The organism is Halomonas sp. SpR8 (assembly GCF_031010195.1).
Taxonomy (GTDB): domain Bacteria; phylum Pseudomonadota; class Gammaproteobacteria; order Pseudomonadales; family Halomonadaceae; genus Vreelandella.
The window spans coordinates 1-22123 of the sequence record NZ_JAUAMC010000012.1 but is presented as its reverse complement, the minus strand read 5'-3'; the positions used below and the strand labels follow the sequence as shown (position 1 = coordinate 22123).

Annotated in this window: 20 protein-coding genes; 15 read left to right on the top strand and 5 right to left on the bottom strand. The window is 53.3% G+C overall.

Going from position 1 to position 22123, the window contains the following annotated elements; translation table 11 throughout:
* The first annotated feature begins 241 nt into the window (after positions 1 to 241).
* The 4 genes from QT230_RS18870 to QT230_RS18855 all read left to right on the top strand — a co-directional run bounded on the left by QT230_RS18870 (position 242) and on the right by QT230_RS18855 (position 2246).
* Positions 242 to 700: a carboxymuconolactone decarboxylase family protein gene (locus QT230_RS18870; RefSeq protein ID WP_308323703.1), complete on the top strand. Its 459-nt coding sequence runs from the start codon at positions 242 to 244 to the stop codon at positions 698 to 700.
* A 67-nt stretch (positions 701 to 767) separates the two neighbouring features.
* Entirely contained in the window at positions 768 to 1202 is a 435-nt protein-coding gene (locus QT230_RS18865) for a Rid family hydrolase (RefSeq protein ID WP_308323702.1), read from the top strand.
* 15 nt (positions 1203 to 1217) lie between these two features.
* Positions 1218 to 2093, top strand: a complete 876-nt coding sequence (locus QT230_RS18860) for a sigma-70 family RNA polymerase sigma factor (protein ID WP_308323701.1) — start codon at positions 1218 to 1220, stop codon at positions 2091 to 2093.
* Positions 2094 to 2246 (top strand): hypothetical protein, encoded by a 153-nt coding sequence (locus tag QT230_RS18855; protein WP_308323700.1) that lies wholly within the window; start codon positions 2094 to 2096, stop codon positions 2244 to 2246.
* A 47-nt stretch (positions 2247 to 2293) separates the two neighbouring features.
* Here the strand turns inward: QT230_RS18855 and modF are convergent, their stop codons facing one another.
* Both modF and ilvC read right to left on the bottom strand, forming a co-directional pair.
* The gene (gene modF, locus QT230_RS18850; protein WP_308323699.1) at positions 2294 to 3796 is read right to left on the bottom strand and encodes a molybdate ABC transporter ATP-binding protein ModF; all 1503 of its coding nucleotides are present in this window, start codon (positions 3794 to 3796) and stop codon (positions 2294 to 2296) included.
* A 153-nt stretch (positions 3797 to 3949) separates the two neighbouring features.
* The gene (gene ilvC / locus QT230_RS18845; protein WP_308323698.1) at positions 3950 to 5422 is read right to left on the bottom strand and encodes a ketol-acid reductoisomerase; all 1473 of its coding nucleotides are present in this window, start codon (positions 5420 to 5422) and stop codon (positions 3950 to 3952) included.
* 197 nt (positions 5423 to 5619) lie between these two features.
* Between ilvC and ilvY the strand changes: the two genes are divergently transcribed.
* Positions 5620 to 6498 carry an HTH-type transcriptional activator IlvY gene (gene ilvY / locus QT230_RS18840; protein ID WP_308323697.1) on the top strand — a complete coding sequence of 293 codons (879 nt, stop codon included), beginning with the start codon at positions 5620 to 5622 and terminating at the stop codon, positions 6496 to 6498.
* 46 nt (positions 6499 to 6544) lie between these two features.
* On the opposite strand, the gene QT230_RS18835 is transcribed toward ilvY, so the two are convergent.
* Complete coding sequence (locus QT230_RS18835; RefSeq protein ID WP_308323696.1) at positions 6545 to 7105, bottom strand: manganese efflux pump MntP family protein; 561 nt, start codon at positions 7103 to 7105, stop codon at positions 6545 to 6547.
* Positions 7106 to 7593: 488 nt separating this feature from the next.
* Here QT230_RS18835 and QT230_RS18830 point away from each other — a divergent pair, with 488 nt between their 5' ends.
* Entirely contained in the window at positions 7594 to 8928 is a 1335-nt protein-coding gene (locus tag QT230_RS18830; RefSeq protein WP_308323695.1) for a GGDEF domain-containing protein, read from the top strand.
* 62 nt (positions 8929 to 8990) lie between these two features.
* Here QT230_RS18830 and QT230_RS18825 read toward each other — a convergent pair whose 3' ends face one another.
* The gene (locus QT230_RS18825) at positions 8991 to 9950 is read right to left on the bottom strand and encodes an AraC family transcriptional regulator (protein WP_308323694.1); all 960 of its coding nucleotides are present in this window, start codon (positions 9948 to 9950) and stop codon (positions 8991 to 8993) included.
* 397 nt (positions 9951 to 10347) lie between these two features.
* Between QT230_RS18825 and QT230_RS18820 the strand changes: the two genes are divergently transcribed.
* Together QT230_RS18820 and QT230_RS18815 are read left to right on the top strand one after the other, a co-directional pair.
* Complete coding sequence (locus QT230_RS18820; RefSeq protein ID WP_308323693.1) at positions 10348 to 11532, top strand: efflux RND transporter periplasmic adaptor subunit; 1185 nt, start codon at positions 10348 to 10350, stop codon at positions 11530 to 11532.
* A 6-nt stretch (positions 11533 to 11538) separates the two neighbouring features.
* Positions 11539 to 14733: a multidrug efflux RND transporter permease subunit gene (locus QT230_RS18815; protein WP_308323692.1), complete on the top strand. Its 3195-nt coding sequence runs from the start codon at positions 11539 to 11541 to the stop codon at positions 14731 to 14733.
* Between the two features lie 74 nt (positions 14734 to 14807).
* On the opposite strand, the gene QT230_RS18810 is transcribed toward QT230_RS18815, so the two are convergent.
* Positions 14808 to 15758 (bottom strand): TauD/TfdA family dioxygenase, encoded by a 951-nt coding sequence (locus QT230_RS18810; RefSeq protein ID WP_308323691.1) that lies wholly within the window; start codon positions 15756 to 15758, stop codon positions 14808 to 14810.
* Between the two features lie 218 nt (positions 15759 to 15976).
* On the opposite strand from QT230_RS18810, the gene QT230_RS18805 reads away from it, so the two are divergent.
* The 7 genes from QT230_RS18805 to QT230_RS18775 all read left to right on the top strand — a co-directional run bounded on the left by QT230_RS18805 (position 15977) and on the right by QT230_RS18775 (position 21963).
* Positions 15977 to 16504: a hypothetical protein gene (locus QT230_RS18805; RefSeq protein WP_308323690.1), complete on the top strand. Its 528-nt coding sequence runs from the start codon at positions 15977 to 15979 to the stop codon at positions 16502 to 16504.
* Positions 16407 to 17009, top strand: coding sequence for a hypothetical protein (locus QT230_RS18800; protein ID WP_308323689.1), 603 nt, complete (start codon positions 16407 to 16409; stop codon positions 17007 to 17009). Before QT230_RS18805 ends, QT230_RS18800 begins: the two co-directional genes overlap by 98 nt.
* The gene (locus tag QT230_RS18795) at positions 17009 to 17866 is read left to right on the top strand and encodes an ABC transporter ATP-binding protein (protein ID WP_308323688.1); all 858 of its coding nucleotides are present in this window, start codon (positions 17009 to 17011) and stop codon (positions 17864 to 17866) included. The genes QT230_RS18800 and QT230_RS18795 overlap by 1 nt, the downstream gene beginning before the upstream one ends.
* The gene (locus QT230_RS18790; RefSeq protein WP_308323687.1) at positions 17863 to 19170 is read left to right on the top strand and encodes a threonine synthase; all 1308 of its coding nucleotides are present in this window, start codon (positions 17863 to 17865) and stop codon (positions 19168 to 19170) included. Before QT230_RS18795 ends, QT230_RS18790 begins: the two co-directional genes overlap by 4 nt.
* Positions 19157 to 20038 carry an ABC transporter permease subunit gene (locus QT230_RS18785; protein WP_308323686.1) on the top strand — a complete coding sequence of 294 codons (882 nt, stop codon included), beginning with the start codon at positions 19157 to 19159 and terminating at the stop codon, positions 20036 to 20038. The genes QT230_RS18790 and QT230_RS18785 overlap by 14 nt, the downstream gene beginning before the upstream one ends.
* A 22-nt stretch (positions 20039 to 20060) precedes the next feature.
* Positions 20061 to 20900 carry a hypothetical protein gene (locus QT230_RS18780; protein ID WP_308323685.1) on the top strand — a complete coding sequence of 280 codons (840 nt, stop codon included), beginning with the start codon at positions 20061 to 20063 and terminating at the stop codon, positions 20898 to 20900.
* A 139-nt stretch (positions 20901 to 21039) separates the two neighbouring features.
* Positions 21040 to 21963 carry a sulfurtransferase gene (locus tag QT230_RS18775; RefSeq protein WP_308323684.1) on the top strand — a complete coding sequence of 308 codons (924 nt, stop codon included), beginning with the start codon at positions 21040 to 21042 and terminating at the stop codon, positions 21961 to 21963.
* Positions 21964 to 22123: the final 160 nt, after the last annotated feature.

Genomic DNA, 22123 nt, shown 5'->3' with positions numbered 1-22123 from the left:
GGTGTACAAAGCTACGGCGAGATGCAATTTATAAACTTAAAGTCCATGTTTGTGGACGATCTGATAGGGCCCTTTCCGCCTGCAGAGTGTTGTAAGTGTGCTACTGGATTGGGCCACCTGGGCGGCTAATATTTTTTAAATTATTCCCCGCCATGTCACAAACGCTAAGGCTGTTTCGTCTACCTCTGTAGGACTAGTAATGGATATCTTTTCACTCCATTTAGCACAGAGGAGCAAGATAATGGAAACACGCCTGAATGCCTATAAAGCCTCTCCCGAAGGTATTGCCGCGATGACTAAGCTAGAGGAGTACGTTCGTCATTGTGGGTTGGAGTTTAGCCTGGCTATGCTGGTTAAAACACGCGCCTCTCAGATCAACGGCTGCGCCTATTGCCTGCATATGCATACCAGTGATGCCCGTGCCGCGGGGGAGAGCGAGGAACGGTTCTACCTGTTGTCTGCATGGCGAGAGTCAACTCTTTATACACCACGTGAGAGGGCGGCGTTGGCCTGGACCGAAACGTTAACAAGGCTGCCTGACACGGGCGCTCCAACGAGGGCTTACGAGCAGGGCCTCGCGCATTTTACCGAGAAAGAATTCGTTGACCTCACATTACTGATTGGGGCGATTAATGTCTGGAACCGCATTAGTGTGGGATTTCGTTCGGTTCATCCGAATGAGGCGAAAATCGCCCGCTGATCAGAGTTCAGGAGTTTGTTTCATGTATTCCTGTTGCCTCAAACATTTTAAATTTGGAGTTATCGCTATGAGTATGATGCTGAACACTGCTTACGCCGGCGGGGTAACAACGGCTATCGTCAACCCCACGGAACTTTATGATCCTGCTCCTAACGGATATAGCCATGCGGTGGTTGCCAGCGGCGGCAACCGGGTCGCCTACATTGCCGGTCAGGGAGGAGAAAATGCTCAGGGAATACTGCCAGAGTCATTTGCGGATCAAGTTGCCCAAGCCTATCGTAACCTGCGAATTGTGCTGGATGATCTGAATGCGAGCCCGCAGCAGGTCACCCGTATTAACACCTATGTAGTTAATTATGATCCTTCCATGTTGGAGGTGATGACCCGCCATGTGAGGGAAACCTTTGGTGATGCGCTGCCTGCGCAAACGCTTATTCCGGTACCGCGGTTAGCGCTGGACGGCATGTTGTTTGAAGTGGACGCGACCGCCGTTCTTGACTAGCGGGAGACAGTCACTATGACGGAACAGCCTGCGCGCCAGTTTAATCACTGGCGCCGTTATTTGACCGGTATCGCCTATCGAATGCTGGGGTCGGTGAGTGAAGCGGAAGATGTGGTGCAGGATGCCTACTTGCGTTGGCACGCTGTTGACCACCTTTCGGTGAACGATGTGCGCGCCTACTTGACGACCATCATTAGTCGGCTTTGTCTTGATCACCTTAGGGGGGCTCAGCGGCAACGAGAGGTTTATGTGGGGCCCTGGTTGCCTGAACCGCTGGTGGAAACGCTGGATGCCCCAGAAGACCCAGAGGCGTTGGCCAGCGATGTTTCTTTCGCTTTGATGTTGGCGTTGGAGCGGCTATCGCCTCTGGAGCGGGCTACGTTCCTACTGCACGATGTATTTGGACTGGATTTTAAACAGGTAGCCGTCAGCTTGGAACGCAGTGAAACAAGCTGTCGGCAACTTGCCAGCCGGGCTCGGAAAAAGTTACACGCTGCACGACCACGTTATCAGGTAGCAACTGGTGAGCACAGTCAACTGACCCAACGCTTCTTTGAAGCCGCACGCAGTGGCGATGTTACTGAATTGAAGGTGTTGTTGAGTGAAAACGCGACGCTGCATACCGATGGTGGTGGTAAGAGAGTGGCTGCGAGAAGGCTCATTATTGGTGCAGAGAAAATAAGCCGGTTCTTTGCAGGTTTGGCCCGCAAGTCGGCTTCATCCAGCCCTTGCTGGGTCAATCCTGTGATCGCCAATGGGTTGCCTGGGTGGTTAACGATCGAACAAGATGGACTGCCTCAGATCATGATGCTGGATATCGCGGATAGTCGTATTCAGGCGCTCTATGTTGTCCGCAACCCGGATAAATTACGCCACATCGTGAAAAACTAAATGTTTTATAGGTTCTCGCTATTGCCCATGATCGGCGTCGCCCCCAGTATTGGCTTAGAAGGAGTGGCACCTATCGTGGGCACGCTGTATGTTCAGAAATGGTTTGCTGGCGATAGCAAATCCATGGAGGTAACGATAGACAAAAAAGGCTAGCTGTCTGACCATTTTCACTGTCGGTGCTGTTTTAACTATTTGCAAAATTAATGATTCTTCTCCAGCGCCAAATAGTGCTCTATGCCTTCTATCTTGTCTTCGGCGTGGTGGTTAACGTACAAAACCGTCGTCTCTGAGCCTTGGCAGATTTTTTCGATAAGGGCGAGAACGAGCTGGCGGTTAATGTCGTCAAGGCCAAGGCAGGGTTCGTCTAGGATCAACAGCGGCGGGTGTTTAACCATGGCTCGGGCGATGAGTAGCAAACGCTGGTCGCCGTAGGAGAGCTTGTTAAAAGGCTGGTCGGCGCGATCTTTCATGCGCAACAGTTCGAGCCATTGGTCGGCAATTCGCTTTTGGTGATCGGTGGATTTTGTGTACATACCGATGCTGTCATAGAAGCCGGAAATGATCACGTTTTTGCAGCTGGTGCTAACCCGGTACTCCCATTGCAGGCCGGTGGAGACATAGCCAATAAACTGCTTGATCTGCCAGATGCTTTCGCCGTTACCGCGCTGGAAGCCAAACACGAAAATATCGTTGGTGTAGCACTGCGGATGATCGCCGGTGATCAACGACAACACGCAGGTTTTGCCACTACCGTTAGGGCCACTTAGCTGCCAGTGTTGGCCCTGTTCAATTGTCCAATCGAGTTTATCGACAATCACCGTATCGCCGTATTGGATAGTTGCTTGCTTGAGCTTCACTAACGGCTGGCTGGGGTCGAGAGCGGGTAGTTGGTTGGCTGGATCGGTCTCGGGCACGCTTAGGTTGGTGGTTTTCAAATGCAGTAATTGGTAGAGCTCATTGAAGGCGGCGTTGTCCTGGCGATCAACCGTGAGTGTTAAGCGTCCTCTATCGCCACGCTTCTTATCCCTTCTATTGTTGTCCGAACGGTCTTCATCCCCACGCTCTTTATCTAAATAGGCAACATGCGTGATGAAGTCTGGCATTTCATCGAAGCGATTCAGCACCATCACCATGGGCACGGTGTCGATGATGGAGGCAAGATGGGCTTGCAGCATGGCGAGGGTGTCGACGTCCAAACCATCAAACGGCTCGTCTAAAATCAGCAAGTCCGGCTTGCTCGACAAAGCGCGAATCAACATCACTTTGCGGGTTTCGCCGGTGGAGAGTTTGCGAAAAGCACGGTCGAGGAGTTTTGTCAGCCCGAACTTTTCGACCAGCTCGCTGGCGAGTTCAGGGTCTTGGCACTGCTCGAAAATCATTTCACTAACGGGTGTGCCGAGTGAAATGACATCCATGATATCGGCATCGTCTTTTTTCAGCTCCTTGGCGATTAGCTCGGCCTGCGCTTCGAAAGAGACCAACCCAACGTTTTTGGGCAGCCCTTGAACACTGCCCGCTTCAATTTTGCCAACGCCTGCAAGCGCGGCTGCCAGGGCCGATTTGCCTGAGCCATTGGTGCCGGTAATGACCCAATGCTGGTGGGGTTCGATAGTCCATTCAATCTCGCTTAGGGTGAAGCGATCATCAAAACTGATCGTCGCTTTGTTTAGCTGAATACGCTCTAAGCGGGTTGAAGGCTCCATCGATATATTCCTTACGGTCCTAGAAAAATGAGGCTTGAATAAATCAGGCTTGAATAAAAAAAGAGACGAAAAAGCCGAGACTATCGTGACGATATCCCGGCTTTTTCGTTGCCCTTCATTGGCTATTCTTTAATCAACCGGTTAACCAGCCGATTAAATGATTCTTTTCATGTCAGCCATGTGGCCACGAAGAACCGCGCCTACAGCTTCAACCGGGTGAGCGCGCAGCGCATCGTTAACTTCGATCAAACGCGCGTTATCAACGCCGCTGTCGTCTAAATCCAGGCCTTTACCGATAACATCGGATTTGATGCCTTTCATAAAGTCAGCTAACAGCGGCACACAGGCGTGGTTGTAGAGGTAGCAACCGTATTCCGCTGTGTCAGAGATAGTCGCGTTCATCTCATACAATTTCTTACGCGCGATGGTGTTGGCGATCAGCGGTGTTTCGTGGAGAGACTCGTAGTAAGCAGACTCGGCGATAATGCCCGCCGCCGTCATGGTTTCGAACGCAAGCTCAACGCCCGCCTTAACCATCGCCACCATTAAGATGCCGTTATCGAAGTATTCCTGTTCCGTAATTTCTACGTCGCCAGCCGGGGTTTTCTCGAAGTTGGTTTCAGCTGTTTCCGCACGCCATTTTAGAAGATTAGCGTCATCGTTCGCCCAGTCTTCCATCATTGTTTTAGAGAAGTGGCCGCTCATGATGTCGTCTTGGTGCTTGTTGTACAGCGGACGCATGATCTCTTTTAACTCTTCAGCAAGATCAAAGGCTTTGATCTTCGCTGGGTTAGAAAGACGATCCAGCATGTTGGTCACGCCGCCGTATTTCAATGCTTCAGTGACGTTTTCCCAGCCGTACTGGATCAGCTTGGAGGCGTAGCCAGGATCAATACCTTCTTCGATCATTTTGTCGAAGCACAGGATCGAACCGGTTTGCAGCATGCCGCAAAGAATCGTTTGTTCACCCATCAGGTCGGATTTAACTTCCGCGATGAACGATGACATCAACACGCCGGCTTTGTGGCCGCCGGTGCCCACCGCGTAGGCTTTTGCCAGGGCAAGGCCTTCGCCTTTAGGGTCATTGGCTTCGTGAACAGCGATCAAGGTAGGAACGCCGAAACCACGTACGTATTCAGCGCGAACTTCAGAGCCTGGGCACTTAGGTGCCACCATGATGACGGTCAGGTCTTCACGAACTTTCATGCCTTCTTCGACGATGTTGAAACCGTGAGAGTAAGAGAGGCAGGCGCCTTCTTTCATCAGCGGCATAACCGCCTTTACAACCGAGGTGTGCTGTTTATCGGGCGTCAGGTTCAAAACGACGTCGGCCGTGGGGATCAACTCTTCGTAAGTACCGACAACAAAACCGTTTTCACTGGCGTTTTTCCAAGACTGACGCTTTTGCTCAATGGCTTCAGGGCGCAATGCGTAAGAGACGTCTAGGCCGCTGTCGCGTAGGTTCAAACCTTGGTTGAGGCCTTGGGCGCCACAACCGATGACCACCATTTTTTTGCCTTTAAGCGCTTCGACGCCGTCGGCAAATTCAGAGCTGTACATGAAACGACATTTTGCGAGTTGAGCCAGTTGCTCACGCAGTGGCAGCGTATTGAAGTAGTTAGCCATTGTTACCATCCTAATATTTTGTGATCACCATATCGGTGTGAAGCACACCGACATTCATAAAGAGTGACATAGCCGCTAGATATGAGATCCCGCGCCATGTAGGTGAGGCCACTATATACAGGTATGACTATTTCTTAAATTGATATATTTGCAATAACGCGTCCCGATTTTTGAAAAACTCCGTTATGATGCGATCTATGAATTTTAAAATTTTAAGACAGTTCCTCGCCTTGGCAGAAACGCTCCATTTCGGTCGCGCAAGCGATGAGTGCTATATCAGCATTTCTGCTTTGTCGCGCAACATTCGTCATTTGGAAGACGAGCTGGGTGTCTCGCTGTTTAATCGCGACAACCGTACCGTTATGTTGACCAAGGAAGGGCAGAAATTTCTCGACTACGCGCGCGAGACCACCAACCAGTGGAACGTGATTCGTCATGAATTAACGGACAACTCTGATCAGTTAAGCGGTGAAATCAGCCTTTATGGTTCAGTTACCGCCAGCTACAGTTTTTTGTACGAGCTACTGCGCCGTTTTCGGATTGCCTATCCGGCGATTGAAATTAAGCTGCGCACCGGTGATCCAGAACACGCGATTGCCCATGTACTCGATGGTAAAGAAGACCTTAGCATTGCTGCACAGCCTGCAAATTTGCCCCGAGGCTTGGCATTTAAACCCATTGCGACATCGCCTTTGCTGTTTATAGCGCCGCTTGAGCAGCAAGTGCCGAATGTGCCCACCAATACCCCAACCACACCGGAAGAGTGGGCGAATATTCCAATGATTCTATCGGAAAGTGGTGTCTCTCGAACCCGCGTGGACGAGTGGTTTCGCCAGCAGGACATTGCTCCGCGCATTTATGCGCAGGTCACCGGGAATGAAGCGATTGTGAGTATGGTGAGCTTGGGTTTTGGGATCGGGGTGGTGCCAAAAATTGTCCTCGACAATAGCCCCTTGGTGGAGCGTATTCGCGTGCTCGACGTAACCCCTGAGCTGGAGCCTTACGACATTGGTTTGTTTGCTTTAAACAGAAACCTAAAAAACCCATTGGTCGAGGCATTTTGGAGCTTGATGTAAGGCCTGCAGAGATTTAGCAAAATTTCGTTTTAATAAACGCTTTGCTTTAAAAGAACGCCGTATGCTCGGCCAGTACCGCTAATCCAATGCCGATCAGCACAACGCCACCGATTAACTCTGCCCAGTGGCCGACAAACTTGCCCAACTTGTTGCCTAGCAGCGTACCGATGGAGGCCATGACGGTAGTGGCTAAACCGATGGCTAAACTGGTAGCAATAATATCGGCATCGATAAACGCAAGGCTGGCGCCGACGGCCATGGCATCAATGCTGGTGGCGGTGGCTGTTAAGATTAATAGCCAAATCGTTTGCTTGCGGTGCTCTATCTTTTGTTCTTTTTTAAGCGCGGCATAGATCATATGCAGGCCAATAATGGAAAGCAGGGTAAAGGCCACCCAGTGATCCCAGGCTTGCACGTACTGTTGCGATGCCTTTCCGGCAGCCCAACCAAGTACCGGAGTAATCGCTTCGATGACACCAAACACTAAACCAATGCCGATAGCATGTCGAAACCGGGGTTTTTGTAGCTCAGCGCCTTTGGTAATCGAGGCGGCGAAAGCATCCGCTGACATAGAAACAGCCAGGAATATGAGGGCGATGGGTGTCATGGGAGTTGAGTTTCTCGCTGTAAAAGTACCGCGTATACAAACCCGTTGGCATGGTGATAATCACTATGCTTGAGTATAAAAGTCGGGTATTCAATAGCGGTGAATCCTACCATGTTTTATTGGATGAACAAGCGGCTGTTATAAAAATAAAGTTTGTGATTGCGAAGTAATATAGCCTTGGCTAACAATGTGTGTGGAAGCTGATTTTGTTGGGGTTTTCAAACTGTTGCTCTTTTTCTGAGTGTTTAAAGTTGGGTGTTGCTTATTATTTATCTATTGTTTATTTGCTTGGTTAATCCTTTTTTAAAACTAACGTTAATTGTTTATATGTTTAACAGTCGTTGTGCGTCAGTAGGTTGATGCCAGCAGCAGGGCAGAATCCACATTTCAACATCCAGAACTCGTGTTAAAGTGCCCGTACGCTGAGGATGGCTTTCATTTGATTCTTTCAGCCATTATTAATGTGAGCTAAATAAGAAGAGTTTGATATGCGATTAGCGGCGTTTATTCGGGCTGAAATTGAACCGATCCTTCGGGATTGGGAAGAGTTCGCCAAAACCCTTTTTCATGCTAAACACATGGACAAAGCGGGGCTGCGCGATCATGCCAAGCAGATGCTGCTGGAGATTGCCACCGATATTGATTCATTCCAGAGTGACCCTGATCAAGATGCCAAGTCAAAAGGGCTCGCCCCAGAGGGTGAAGAAGAGTCCTGGGCAGAGGTACACGGAGAAGACCGGCAGCACAGTGGTTTCAGCGTTATTGAGACGGTTTCCGAATTTAGGGCGTTGCGTGCCAGCGTAGTGTCCCATTGGACGAGAACATTTCCAGCGCTTGCTGGCGAACAGATTGAAGATCTCACCCGGTTCCACGAAGCGATAGATCAGGCCGTCGCCGAATCGCTAGAGCAGTATGCGACCGAAAAAGAGATGGAAACCCGCCTGTTTGGCGCCATTTTAAGTGCATCGCCCGACCCCATATATGTGCTTGATCTCGAAGGTCGGTTTATCTATGCCAATAAGGCCACCGCTGAGCTGTTTGCTATGAAGCCTGAGTCGATTATTGGCAAGTCGACGTTCGACCTTGGTTTTTCGTTCGCTTCAGAGTTACAGCACAACTTGGATAAGGTCATGGCGGATCAGTCCACCTATCGTGGCAAGTTTGCCCACACCTTTGCTTCTGGCCAGGGCGAAAAATTCGAGTATCTGCTTGCGCCTGTGCTAGATGAACAGCAAAACAGTGAAGCGACAGTCTGCATTTCCCGCGATATTACCGAACAAGCGTTAGCCGAACAGAGAGTATGGAATAACGCTCACTATGACCATCTGACCGGGCTACCGAACCGGCGTTTGTTCCTGGATCGGCTGGAGCAGGAGGTCAAACATGCAAAGCGCCGTAGTCGACCTTTGGCGCTGCTTTTTATGGATCTTGATGGCTTTAAAGACGTTAATGATTCGTTCGGTCATGAAGCGGGAGATCGCATTCTCTCTGATGTAGCAGAGCGCTTGGCTAATTGTGTTCGCGCCAGCGATACGGTGGCCCGTTTGGGAGGTGATGAATTTACCGTAATTCTTCCTGGCGTTGAACAGCAAGAGGATGTGGAAATAGTTGCTCAGGCGATTATTGATGCCCTGGCGATGCCTTTTAGCATTGGTAAACAGCGTGTTGCTATCTCTGTCAGCATTGGGGTCTCGTTCTATCCCGAGGTTGCCACCACCACAGATGCGCTGCTAGAAGCCGCTGATCAGGCTATGTATGCCGCTAAAAAAGCCGGTTCCAACCAAATGTGTTTTTACGGCACGGCTAATAAAACAGGTGCCTAATTGGCTTAAGCTTACTAGACGCATCAGCGCGCCGAACAAATAAAAGCCTCTCACCCTAATCGCTAGGCGGTCTTAGCCGCTGTCGCGAAGCCGCGTAACTGGCTGACATCAGCACGGGGCGGCGCGCCGAACATGCGGCTGTATTCCCGGCTAAAGTGGGAGGGGCTTTCATAACCCACTCGGTAGCTGGCGGTAGCTGCCTCTAAGCCTTCGGCCAGCATTAGCCGCCGAGCCTCGTGGAGTCGCAACTTTTTCTGGTATTGAAGGGGCGACATTCGCGTGACTTGGCGGAAGCTGTGATAAAGCGTCGATTCACTCATATTGACGGCTGCTGCCAGCTCACGGATCTTTAGCGGCTGGGCATAGCGCTCTTTCAAGGCATAGATGACCTGAGCAATCCGATTGGCCTGGGAGTCCGAGGCAGCAAAGCGGCGCATGTGAGGTCCCATTTCGCCCATCAGAGCTCGATAGATGAGTTCCCGTCGGGCCAGGGGGGATAGCACTTTGATATCTTCCGGGGAGTCGAGCAGGCTTAACAGGCGATAGAGCGCGGCCTGCATACGTGCATCCATGGGGGCCGATTTTAAGCCGCAGTCCATCTCTGGGCAGATAGCATCATTCCCGGCGGGTGGCGCCTTGTCGCCCAGTTCCAGTATCAGCCCCGCGACCTCTTGAGGATTCACCGAGACCTTTACCGCTAGGAAGGGTTTTTCCGGAGTGGCATGGTCAACCCTGCCTACCACCGGAAGGTGAACAGCGCTCGCCATGTAGCTTGGGCCGGTGTAGACAATCTCCTTATCACCTAGCAGCACGGTCTTGCTGCCCTGAATGACAAAGCACAGGCACGGTTCATAGACGGCGCAGTGAAAACTGGTGGGGGCGTCAGTGCGCACCAGTTGAACCTCGGCAATCGCCGTGTCCTGAAGTGCTTCCAGGGGCGACCAACGGCGGGCGACTTGGCTCAATTGCTGCGGCAGGCTGTCGCTGAAATGAGTGATCTGATCAGGTGCGATAACGGTCACGGGCTCTCCTCCTTAACAGCTTGCAGTATAGGCCCTCGCTTGAGGAATCGAAGGCTTTTCGGTTGGTTTTGCAGAATCAGGCAAGTACCCCGTAGAAACCGACAATTCGCACTGGGTGTCATCACGTTGTCATTATGGCTATGCACTGAAATAGATCGTTATAGCGACTTGCTCACCTTTTTGATGCTTTCACCCGTCGCGACAGAATTAGGCAATCTTCCCGCAGGAACCTGATACCTCCCACGCTCTCCCTTCACCTATGTTAGCTGATATCCAGTTGGTGCTTGGTCTCTGGTCGAATCTGGCGCTGCTTAACCGACTACATAACTGCAACGCGACACCCATCTATATAACGAACGCCGCTACCGGATGCCGGTAGCCAGGGGAGCAAGTCATCATGGGAAGTTTTTCTCGAAGAACCCGCTTTGCAAACAGTCGGGCGGTGATCCCGTTCCTGCTAATAATGGTCTTATTGACCGGGTGCGAAGCTAAAAGTGAGGAGGCGGCAGCGACTGCGCCCCCGCCACCGGAGGTTGACGTAGTGGAAGTGGTGGCTCAACCGATGGTGTTGAGCGAATCGTTTACCGGGCGGGTGGAAGCAGCTGAAACGGTAGAGCTAAGAGCCCGGGTTAGCGGTTATATTCAGGAAGTGGCGTTTGAAGAGGGCGAACTGGTCGAACAGGGAGATTTGCTGTTTCTAATCGATCCGCGTCCTTACCAGGCCCGTGTTAGCGCCGCCCAGGCGGATCTTGCCCAGGCCAGGAGCCAGCAGGCTCAGGCAGGCAGTGAAGCCGAGCGCGCCCGGGTATTGCTGGGGCGTCAGGCCATTTCCCAGGAGGTTCATGACCAGCGTCAATCGGCCCTGAGTAATTCGCGTGCCATGGTGGATGCCGCCCAAGCGGCGTTAGATACCGCCGAGCTAGACCTTGAGTACACCCGCATTACGGCACCGGTCAGTGGCCGTGCCGGTCGGGCAATGGTGACCCGCGGCAATTTGGCCAATGCCGATCAGAGCCTGCTGACCACGCTGGTAAGCATTGATCCGGTACACGTTTACTTTGAGGCAGATGAGCAGGCGGCGTTTGCCAGCCAGACACTATTGACCGTTGACGCTACGAATAGCCTGACAATTGAACTGGGCGGCGACCCGCAGCGGCAGTACACGGGCACCCTGGACTTTATCGACAATCGCTTAAACCCTAATACGGGCACCCTGCAATTCCGGGCGGTGCTGGCTAACCCGGATGGCCGCATTCGGCCTGGAGAGTTTGCTCGGGTCGAAATGCCGGTCGCTCGTTTAGAGCAAGCATTATTGGTGGATCGCAAGGCAGTGCTGACCAATCAGGATCGCCGCTACGTCTATGTCGTCAATGAGAATAACCTGGCAGAGCAGCGCCAGGTAACCACAGGGCGGCAGGTGGCAGAACGAACAGTCATTACCGATGGGCTCCAAGCGGGTGATCGAGTGATCGTCAATGGCGTGCAAAAAGTGTTTTTCCCCGGAATGGAAGTGAGCCCGCAAAGCGTAGCGTCCGCTCCTGCAGCAGATATCCAACACGCCATTGCGGCCAGGGAGGAGTAAACCGCCATGAATTTCTCGCGCTTCTTTGTAGACCGACCGATTTTTGCAGCGGTGCTGTCGATTATTATTCTGGCGGTGGGGCTGATCTCCATTCCCAACCTGCCGATCAGCGAGTACCCGGATGTAGTGCCGCCCTCGGTGGTGGTGAGAACGGTTTACCCTGGCGCCAACCCGAAGGAGATTGCCGAGACCGTAGCGACGCCGCTGGAAGAAGCCATCAATGGCGTCGAAGACATGATGTACCTCAAGTCTGTTGCGGGTTCTGATGGTGTGCTGCAAATGACCGTCACCTTCCGTCCCGGTACCGATGCTGAGCAGGCAGCCGTTCGTGTACAGAACCGCGTTAGCCAGGCCGAGGCTCGCCTGCCGGAAGCCGTGCGTCGTCAAGGCGTCACCACTCAGAAGCAGTCGCCCACGTTTCTGATGGTCGTTCACCTAACCTCGCCCAGCGGTGAATATGACACCCTTTATTTGCGCAACTACGTGCGGCTGAATGTTCGTGATCGTCTGGCCCGGCTCGAAGGGGTAGGCGATGCGCAAATCTTCGGTGGCGGGGATTACGCCATGCGGGCGTGGCTTGATCCTGATCGAATCGCCGCCCGCGGCCTGACGGCCAGTGATGTGGTCGGGGCCATGCGGGAACAGAATGTGCAGGTCTCCGCTGGGCAGTTGGGCGCCGAACCCATTGCAGATAGTGATTTTCTCACCCTGATCAACGCCCGTGGGCGGCTGGAAACCGTGGAGGAGTTTGGCGATATCGTCCTGAACCGCGGCGACAGCGGCGAGATACTCAGGCTTGCGGATGTGGCCCGGCTGGAAATGGGTGCCGGGGACTATACGCTGCGCTCGCAGTTGGACGGTCAGAACGCGGTGGGTGTGGGGATTTTCCAGGCTCCGGGGGCCAATGCGCTGGAGATCCGCGAGCAGGTGGTCGCCACCATGGATGAGTTGTCCGAGCAGTTCCCAGAAGGCGTTGAGTTTGAGGCGGTTTACGACACCACGATCTTTGTGAACGACTCTATAAAGTCAGTGATAGCCACTCTACTGGAAGCCGTGCTGCTGGTGGTGTTGGTGGTCACGCTGTTCCTGCAGACCTGGCGTGCCTCCATCATCCCATTGCTTGCGGTACCGGTCTCGGTGATCGGCACCTTTGGCGCGCTCTACCTGCTTGGTTACTCCATTAACACGCTGACCCTGTTTGGTCTGGTGCTCGCCATCGGTATCGTGGTGGACGACGCCATCGTGGTGGTCGAAAACGTCGAGCGTAATATCGAGGAGGGCTTAAAGCCCCAGGCCGCCGCTCATCAGGCTATGCGGGAAGTCTCCGGCCCTATTATCGCCGTAGGCCTAGTCCTGTGCGCGGTGTTTATCCCCATGGCTTTCCTGTCTGGGGTGACCGGCCAGTTCTATCGACAGTTCGCGGTGACGATAGCCATCTCCACGGTGATCTCCACCATTAACTCTCTGACCCTCTCGCCCGCGCTGGCAGCGATGCTGCTCAAGCCCCATGACGCGCCTAAAGATCGCCTAACGCGGGTGATCGATAAACTGTTCGGCTGGATCTTCCGTCCCTTCAATCGCTTTTTTAACGCCAGTTCCCATAAGTACCAGGGAGGCGTGGCCCGCTCCCTGAAGCATCGTGGTGCGGTATTTGTGGTCTACGCGCTGTTGCTGCTGGGTACCGGCGTGATGTTTAAGGCGGTGCCGCCCGGCTTTATTCCGGTGCAGGACAAGCTCTATCTGATTGCCGGCGTTATTCTGCCCGAAGGGGCATCTTTGGAGCGAACTGACCAGATGCTTCAGGACGTGGTGGATATCGCCATGGACACCGAAGGCGTGGAGCACGCCATTGCCTTTCCCGGCCTGAACGCGCTGCAGTTCACCAACACCTCCAATACTGGCGTGGCGTTTCTCACCCTGAGTGCCTTTGGTGAGCGTAGCCTCAGCGCCGCAGAGATAAACGCCCGCATTAACCAGGGTATTGGAGGTTTGAAAGAGGGGTTTGCATTCTCGTTTATGCCACCGCCGATTCTCGGGCTGGGCAATGGTTCCGGGTTTCAGCTATTTATCGAGGACCGCGGCAATCTTGGCTATGGGGCGCTACAGGAGGCGGTTACCCAGCTCCAGGGCGCGATTGCACAAACGCCGGGGATGGGCTTCCCGATCAGCAGCTATCAGTCCAACGTGCCGCAACTGGATGCCGAGGTGGATCGGCTCAGGGCCAAAGCCCAGGGCGTGCCGTTGACCGAGCTGTTCGACACCCTGCAGACCTATCTGGGCTCAACCTATGTCAATGACTTTAATCGCTTCGGCCGCACTTGGCAGGTGATCGCCCAGGCGGATGCGCCTTATCGACAGAGCGTCGAAGACATCGCCCGGCTGCGTACCCGTAATGACCAGGGGGAGATGGTACCCATCGGCACGATGGTCGATATCAGGCAAACCTTCGGCCCGGACCCGGTATTGCGCTACAACGGCTACCCGGCGGCGGACTTGGCCGGCGAGTTTGACCCCAGCGTGCTTTCTTCCGCCCAAGCAATGGATGCTATTAACGCCCTGGCCGAAGAGGTGCTACCGCAGGGCATGGCGCTGGAGTGGACTGACTTGAGTTACCAGCAGTCCACCCAAGGTAATGCAGCCCTGGTGGTCTTCCCGTTGTCGATCCTGCTGGTATTCCTGGTGTTGGCGGCACTCTACGAGAGCTGGACATTACCGTTGGCGGTGATTCTGATTGTGCCTATGTCGATGCTGGCGGCGCTGATCGGCGTTTGGTTTGGCGGTGGAGACAACAACATCTTCGTCCAGGTGGGGCTGGTGGTGCTGATTGGCCTGGCGTGTAAGAACGCCATCCTGATTGTCGAATTCGCCCGGGAGTTGGAGTTGCAGGGCATGAGTGTCGTGGACGCGGCCCTGGAAGCCTGCCGACTACGGCTGCGGCCAATCATCATGACTTCGATTGCCTTCACGGCGGCGGTGTTGCCTTCGGTGGTAGCCACCGGCGCAGGTGCAGAGGTAAGGGCGGCGCTGGGTACCGCGGTGTTTGCTGGCATGATCGGCGTGACGCTGTTCGGGTTGTTTCTCACCCCAGTGTTCTACGTGGCGCTGCGCAAGCTCTCCGGCGCTCACCCGCTTATCAGTCATCACAGCTCGACGTTGGATGATACGAGGAACTCCCTAACCATTAATGCAAATAATAGCTAACGGTGGTGAAGGCACCGTTTGCTGCTGAAGAAATCTGCGGCTACCAATAGTTGGTAGCCGCAGGTAATGCTCAGCTAGCCCGCCAATCCCCACTCAACGACATCAGTCGTTTCACTGAAGTAGGGGCGGTCGCCTTTCACCGTGACACGCTCACCCCGCCGTGCTTGCCCGGAGTAATCGAAAATAGCCCGGTGCTGAGTGCAGCGGTTATCCCAAATAGCCAAGCTGTTGGGAGTCCAGTTTAGGCGCACGGTAAACTCTGGCGTTTCCTGGTGGCGATAGAGAAACTCCAGCAGCGTCTGACTCTCTGTGTGGGAAAGCTCAACAATCTCCCGGGTAAAACCGCGATTGACAAACAGGCTTTTGCGCCCGGTTTCAGGGTGAGTGCGCACCACGGGATGCACCGCCTCAGGGTAATCCGCACCGTTCTTGAAACCAAATTGAATGCGGTCTTTAGCCGCTTGATGACCGTAATGGAGGCGATAAGTCGCTTCGCCTGAGTGAACGGCGGTTAAGCCTTCAAGCAGCGATTGTAATACGGGGGAAAGTGCTTCATACGCGGCATAACCGCTGCTGAACAGGGTATCACCGCCATATTCAGGCACATCGCGTAGGTACAGCAAACTTCCCAGCGGTGGCTCTACATCGCAGGAGACATCCGAGTGCCAATGACCACCGTTGACTGCACGCTTACCGCCGCGGATAGCTTTCGGGTCATTAGACGAGTTGGCATCTGCCTCAATGGGAAAAATTTCCGGGTAGCCCTCAGGGCCTTTCGCCATCGGGTGAACGTGCAGGTCGCCAAAGCGTTTTCCCAGTGCAATATGTTGATCCCGCGTGAGCATTTGATTACGCAAAATCACCACTTGGTATTGCAGAAATAATGATTTAAGCGTGGCGAAGCCTTCGTTATCCCGATTGTCGAGAACTAGGCCGGCGAGATCTAACCCTTCAATTTCGGCACCGATATGACCGCTTAAGGGGCGTACTTGAAGATTGCTTAGTGAGTGTTGTACCTGTGTCATGTGCGTTGCTCTTTTTAGGTGGAGTGTGAACACACTATCGAAGAGCCTCTACATGAAGCCAAATAACTTAAGTGACCGTCCTTTGCATGATTTAGATATCAGCAAGTAGTGAATAAGTAGTTCAGTTATTCGCTGATAAAGACTTCTCGAAAACTCACTTCTGTGTCATATCGAAGCGCCATAAGGTGGCCTGACATTTAATGCTCAGGAGCACCGCCATGACGCGAACTCTCATTAGTTCTTCTATTAGCACTTCTATTACTACGTCTGGTTTGGCCACGCTGCTGGCGGTGTCGCTGGCCAGTGCAAGCCCCGCTCAAGCTGCCGAACAACTGCGTATCGCCGAACAGTTTGGCATCACCTATTTACTGCTCCACGTTGCCCGTGACCAGGAACTGATAGAAAAGCATGGAGCCGAGCGCGGTGTGGATATTGATGTGGAATGGCTTCAGCTCTCAGGCGGGGCGGCCGTTAATGATGCGCTGCTCTCTAATAGCATCGATATTGCTGGAGCAGGCGTAGGGCCATTATTAACGGTTTGGGATCGCACTCATGGCAATTTGAATGTGAAGGGCATCGCCTCCCTAGGCGAGTTCCCTAACTTTTTGATCACCAATAACCCCGATATTCAGACGTTAGAAGATATTGATGACGATGATCGTATTGCTGCCCGCGGTGGGGGTCTCCGTTCAGTCACGCTTTCTACAAAAGGCGGTGGCGGATACCTTTGGGCAAGACCAATTTGACCGCCTAGAAAGCAATACGGTGGCACTGCCTCACCCAGATGCAACGGCAGCACTCATCAGTGGCGGCACTGAAATCAATACGCACTTTTCCTCGATACCTTTCCAGTACCAGGCTTTGCAGCACGAAGGTATTCATAAAATCATCGACTCCTATGACATTCTCGGCGGCCCTGTTTCTCCAACAGTGCTTTATGCCACCGAGGAGTTCCGCGCCGATAATCCTGAAATCTACGCCGCATTCCTTGATGCACTAGATGAGGCAAGAACGGTAATCGAAGAAAACCCACGTGAAGCGGCGAATATTTATAAGCGGGTGACAGGGACGCAGTTGGAGATCAACTTTCTTGAGTCAATCATCACTGATGAACAAGTGAGCTTCTCGCTGGTGCCGCACAACACTTTCTCGCTAGCAGAGTTTCTGTTTGAGGTCGGCGCGATACAAAATGAGCCCACCTCATGGCAGCACTATTTCTTTGATGATATCCATGCCTGGGAGGGGAGCTAATGTCGATTGCACTTCGTAAGCGCCATCCAATGGGTGAGGCACCGCTGGATCGCGAGGCATACTCGCCTGCCAACACTTCAGTTGCCGCATCAACGCCTAGGCTTGCGGTAGACAACGTTACCCTTGAATACCGCACTCGCCAACACGTGGTGAAAGCGACCCAGCAGGTGAGCTTTAACGTGCAGGAAGGGGATCGGTTTGTGCTGCTGGGGCCATCCGGTTGCGGCAAGTCCACGCTGCTCAAAGCTATCGCGGGTTTTCTAACCCCTGCAGAAGGCAGCATCCGTTTGGATGGCCACACCATCCATGGCCCAGGGCCCGACCGCATTGTGGTGTTTCAAGAGTTTGATCAACTGCCCCCCTGGAAAACCGTGAAGCAGAACGTCATGTTTCCGCTGTTGGCTTCGCGTACCTTGGGGCGCAAAGCGGCCGAGCAGCGTGCGTTAGAAACGCTAGAAAAAGTTGGCCTGGGGCGTTTTGCGAATGCCTATCCACACACGCTTTCCGGTGGGATGAAACAGCGTGTGGCCATCGCCCGTGCTCTGGCCATGCGGCCGCGGGTATTGCTGATGGATGAACCCTTTGCCGCGCTCGATGCGCTCACCCGTCGCAAGATGCAGGAAGAGTTGCTGGCGCTGTGGCAGCAAGAGGGCTTTACACTCCTGTTTGTCACCCACTCCATTGAAGAGGCGCAAATCATTGGCAACCGCGTTCTGCTTTTGTCACCCCACCCAGGCCGGGTACGCGCCGAGTTAGGCTGTGCCGACGATAGCCTACACAGCTTGGGCAGTGAAGCCACGAAAGCACGCACCCAAACCATTCATCGGCTGCTATTTGAAAACGAGGTGGCACCATGAGCCCGTTAGTCAGCCCGCTTGTAGACGAAAAAGTGACTCCATTAGCAGAGCATCGTTACAGCTATGTGCAAGGGCTTTATTGCCCGCGCTGCGATGCCGAGTATGCACATAATCGCGTTCAGCAGCTATGCCAGTGCGGCTCGCCGCTACTGGTGCGTTATGACTTGGAGACGCTTAAAAATTCATGGTCGAAAGCTGATCTCGCCTCGCGCCCCTGGAGCCTGTGGCGTTACCACGAGTTACTGCCAGTGACATCGCCAGCTGCCATCGTCAGCCTAGGTGAAGTGGTCACACCGCTGATTGAGCTGCCTGCACTAGGTGCAGATATGCGCCTGAACAACCTAGTCATGAAAGATGAAGGACTGCTGCCCACGGGGTCATTTAAAGCGCGGGGCGCGGCGGTGGGCATATCCCGCGCTAAAGAATTGGGTGTTACCCACCTAGCCATGCCAACCAATGGCAATGCCGGTGCCGCGTGGTCGTTATATGCCGCCCGGGCAGGCATTAAAGCCACGATTAGTATGCCGGTAGATGCCCCCTTTATTACTCGCCAAGAGTGCGCTGCGGCCGGTGCCAGCCTAACGCTGGTTAATGGGGTGATAAGTGATTCAGGCAAGCAGGTTGCCGAGTGGGTAAAAGCCACCGGCCACTACGATGCTTCCACCCTTAAAGAGCCGTATCGCATTGAGGGTAAGAAGACCATGGGGCTCGAGTTAGCCGAGCAGCTAGGCTGGCAGTTGCCGGATGTGATCCTGTATCCCACGGGTGGCGGCGTTGGGCTGATCGGTATTTACAAAGCCTTGCAGGAGCTTCAGACGCTGGGATGGGTAACTGGCAAGCTGCCGCGGCTAATTGCCGTGCAAGCCAATGGTTGCGCACCCATTGTGAAGGCGTGGCAAGAGGGCGCTCGAGTATCCGAATTCTGGGAGCGAAGTCATACCCATGCGTTTGGTATCAACGTACCCAAAGCACTGGGAGATTTTCTGGTGTTAGACGCCCTATATGCCACCGGCGGCCGTGCCATTGCCGTGAGTGAAACGGCGATTCGTTGGGAGCAAACCCGGGCGGCACAGCTAGAGGGTACCTTTGTATGCCCAGAGGGTGCCGCTGTTCTCGCTGCCGTACGGGAGTTAAGCACCCTCGGAGAAATCGGCACTCATGAGCGTGTAGTGGCGCTGAATACCGGCGCAGGCATCAAATACCCGGATAGCCAATCGTTCCACGTTGACGTGCTGGATAAACAGAGCGCTATTCCCACTACAGGTTTCACGACGGCATCAGGAGATTCACATGAGCGTACATGACCTGCGTGGCCCCGTTGATCCACGCGTTGATCGCTTCTTTGATCTACCGCCCGTTGATGTGCGCGAGCTAAAAGTCGCTCGCAGTGGTGGCCAGCGGCTGTGGGATCAAAGCGTGGTGCGTAAAACCGTCATTCTGGTGCTGTTGGTTGTCGCCTGGGAGGTGGTTGCCAGGGTACAGAACAATCCACTGATGCTGCCCAGTGCTATGGAAACCGCGAGTGCACTTTGGCATGGGCTGGCGTCAGGCGTTCTATTGGCACGGGTAAGTGCATCGCTGAGCGTGCTGCTAAAAGGCTTTGCCTTAGGTGCGTTACTCGCCTTGGCGTTAACGACCTTGGCGGTCTCAACACGTATTGGGCGAGACTTGCTCACCACGTTAACGTCCATGTTTAGCCCGCTGCCCGCCATTGCCCTGTTGCCGCTGGCGCTGCTGTGGTTCGGCCTGGGCGAGGCCAGCTTGATCTTCGTATTGGTGCACTCCGTGCTGTGGGCCATGGCGATCAATATTCATGCAGGCTTTCAAGGCGTGTCAGAAACGCTACGAATGGCAGGTCGTAACTACGGCCTTAAGGGGCTGCGCTATGTGGCCTTTATTTTGATTCCTGCAGCGCTTCCTGCGTTGCTGGCGGGGTTGAAAATTGGTTGGGCGTTTGCCTGGCGCACCCTGATTGCCGCCGAGCTGGTGTTTGGTGCTTCTTCAGGCAAAGGCGGGCTTGGCTGGTACATCTTCCAGAACCGTAACGAGCTTTACACCGATAACGTTTTCGCAGGCCTGGTCGTCGTCATTGTGATTGGCTTGCTGGTGGAAAACACTGTTTTTGACAGCGTTGAGCGCCTAACGGTGAAGCGCTGGGGCATGGTGCGCTGATGCTTAAAAAGGAGCTTTTCTGATGCCATTAACGCAAGTTACCCACTACTTAAATGAGCACCTCGATGCTTTTAATCCAAACGCCAGCCTGCGATACCATGCGGCGTTTCATTGGGAGAATGGGCGGATATGGGGGAAACTCTCCAATCTGACGCTGCATCCATCGCAACAGCCTATTTTCTCATTAGAGCGGTTGGATATTGCTGCCTGGGAAGCCGGGGTAGAAATACGTGACCAGCACGACGTACCTCATCCATCAGACTGGCTCTATTTTCTATCCTGGAACCAGGAAGATGTGATTTTTTTAGATCGTTTTTTACGGGTTCTTCATGCCCTCAACCATTTGGCCCTCCATGGGGCCAATGCAAAGCCGTTGATTGTCGATGTGCACTGGCGCCATATCCAGGCCGTCGAGGTTTCTCATGGAAGTGTCTTTGAAAGCCTGTTAACCCAGTTGGGTCTGCATCCTAGCCAAGTGGTCTTGCGGCTAGATGGCTCAGTGGTACTGGAAGAAGAGCATGCTCAGGCCGCTGCCCATAGCTTTCACCAACGTGGCTATCCGCTATTGGCGCAAGCCGTGCCGCTTGGCACCACGACGCAGGAGTGGCAGCGCTTGAAGCAGAACGGTATACGCTGGGTAACACCACCACCTGATGCTTTGCCGCTAGCGCGCAAAAGTCGCGAACACTTCCCCCGCTTAACGGAGTGGAGCAAGGATGCGAGGCGCACAGGCTTAAAAGTGTGGTGGCCAAAGCTTGATCGGTCTGGAGACTTGGGAATTATGACGCAGTTGGAGCCGACGTTGGTGAGTGGTGAGCAGTTGAGTGAGTTTAGTGTCTCTGAAACAGTAACTATTAGATAAATCCCTCTCTACCTTTTTTATGCGGTTGCTTTAGTTTTTAAATCTTTAATTCAGAAAATTATATCGCTTAAAAGTATTTATTTAACTTAGAGAGTCTTCACTACTATCTCATGGGTAGGCTAAACAAAAGGGGACGGTAATGAAAATTCAACACTATATTGGCGCATCGTTTATTAGCACATGCTTAGCTATGTCAGCTGCCAGTGCTGCTGATAGCGAGTTTTTGGTCAGCACCGAGTGGCTCGAAAATAATCTCGAAAGTGAAGACTTGGTGGTTTTTGAGGTTAGCGTAAATCCTGGTGTATATGAGCGGGGTCACATACCCGGCGCTGTCAATGTTAGCTGGCATACGGACTTAGTGGATACGGTTAACCGTGACATCGTTAGCCAGGAGAATTTCCAATCCTTACTTCGGGATGCAGGCGTATCTGAAGGTGACACCATTGTTCTTTATGGGGATACCAATAACTGGTTCTCGGCATGGGGGGCTTGGGTATTTGATATTTATGATGTCGCCAACGTTAAACTGCTGGATGGTGGTCGTAATAAATGGGAAGCCGAAGGCCGTACGTTAACACCTATCGCACCGACACCTGACGCAGGTGACATTACCATTGCGAGTGTCAATTCAGAGCTGCGCGCCTTTTTACCCGATGTATTAGCGGCGGCGAAAAACGAAGCGGATGTTGACGTTGTTGATATCCGTTCGGCGGATGAATATACGGGTAAAATTTTCGCGCCTCCCGGTGTTCAGGAGCTTGCGGTTCGCGCAGGTCATGTGCCCGGCGCTGTGAATGTTCCCTGGGGTGAAGCGGTCGCTGAAGACGGTACTTTTAAATCGGTTGAAGAGTTACGCCAGGTATACGCCAACGTGGGTATTAATGGTGATAAACCTATCATTACCTACTGCCGTATTGGTGAGCGTTCCAGCCACACCTGGTTTGCCTTAAGCAAACTGCTGGGATACGACGTGAGCAATTATGATGGATCATGGACCGAGTATGGTAATGCCGTTGGCGTCCCTGTTGCTAACCTGTCAGGCACTGTCTGGGGTGGTCAGTAAGTTGTAGCGTTTTAGTGTTCCTCTTCCTTGGAGCCTGAATTCAACTAATAAGTGCAGCACCTGCGGTTTCTAGTGCTCCTGAGTATTCCCCTAAGAACACTTGAGCTGGGGTTCGGTATCCCAGCCGTTTCCTTGGTCTATCGTTCAGCTTATTGACGAC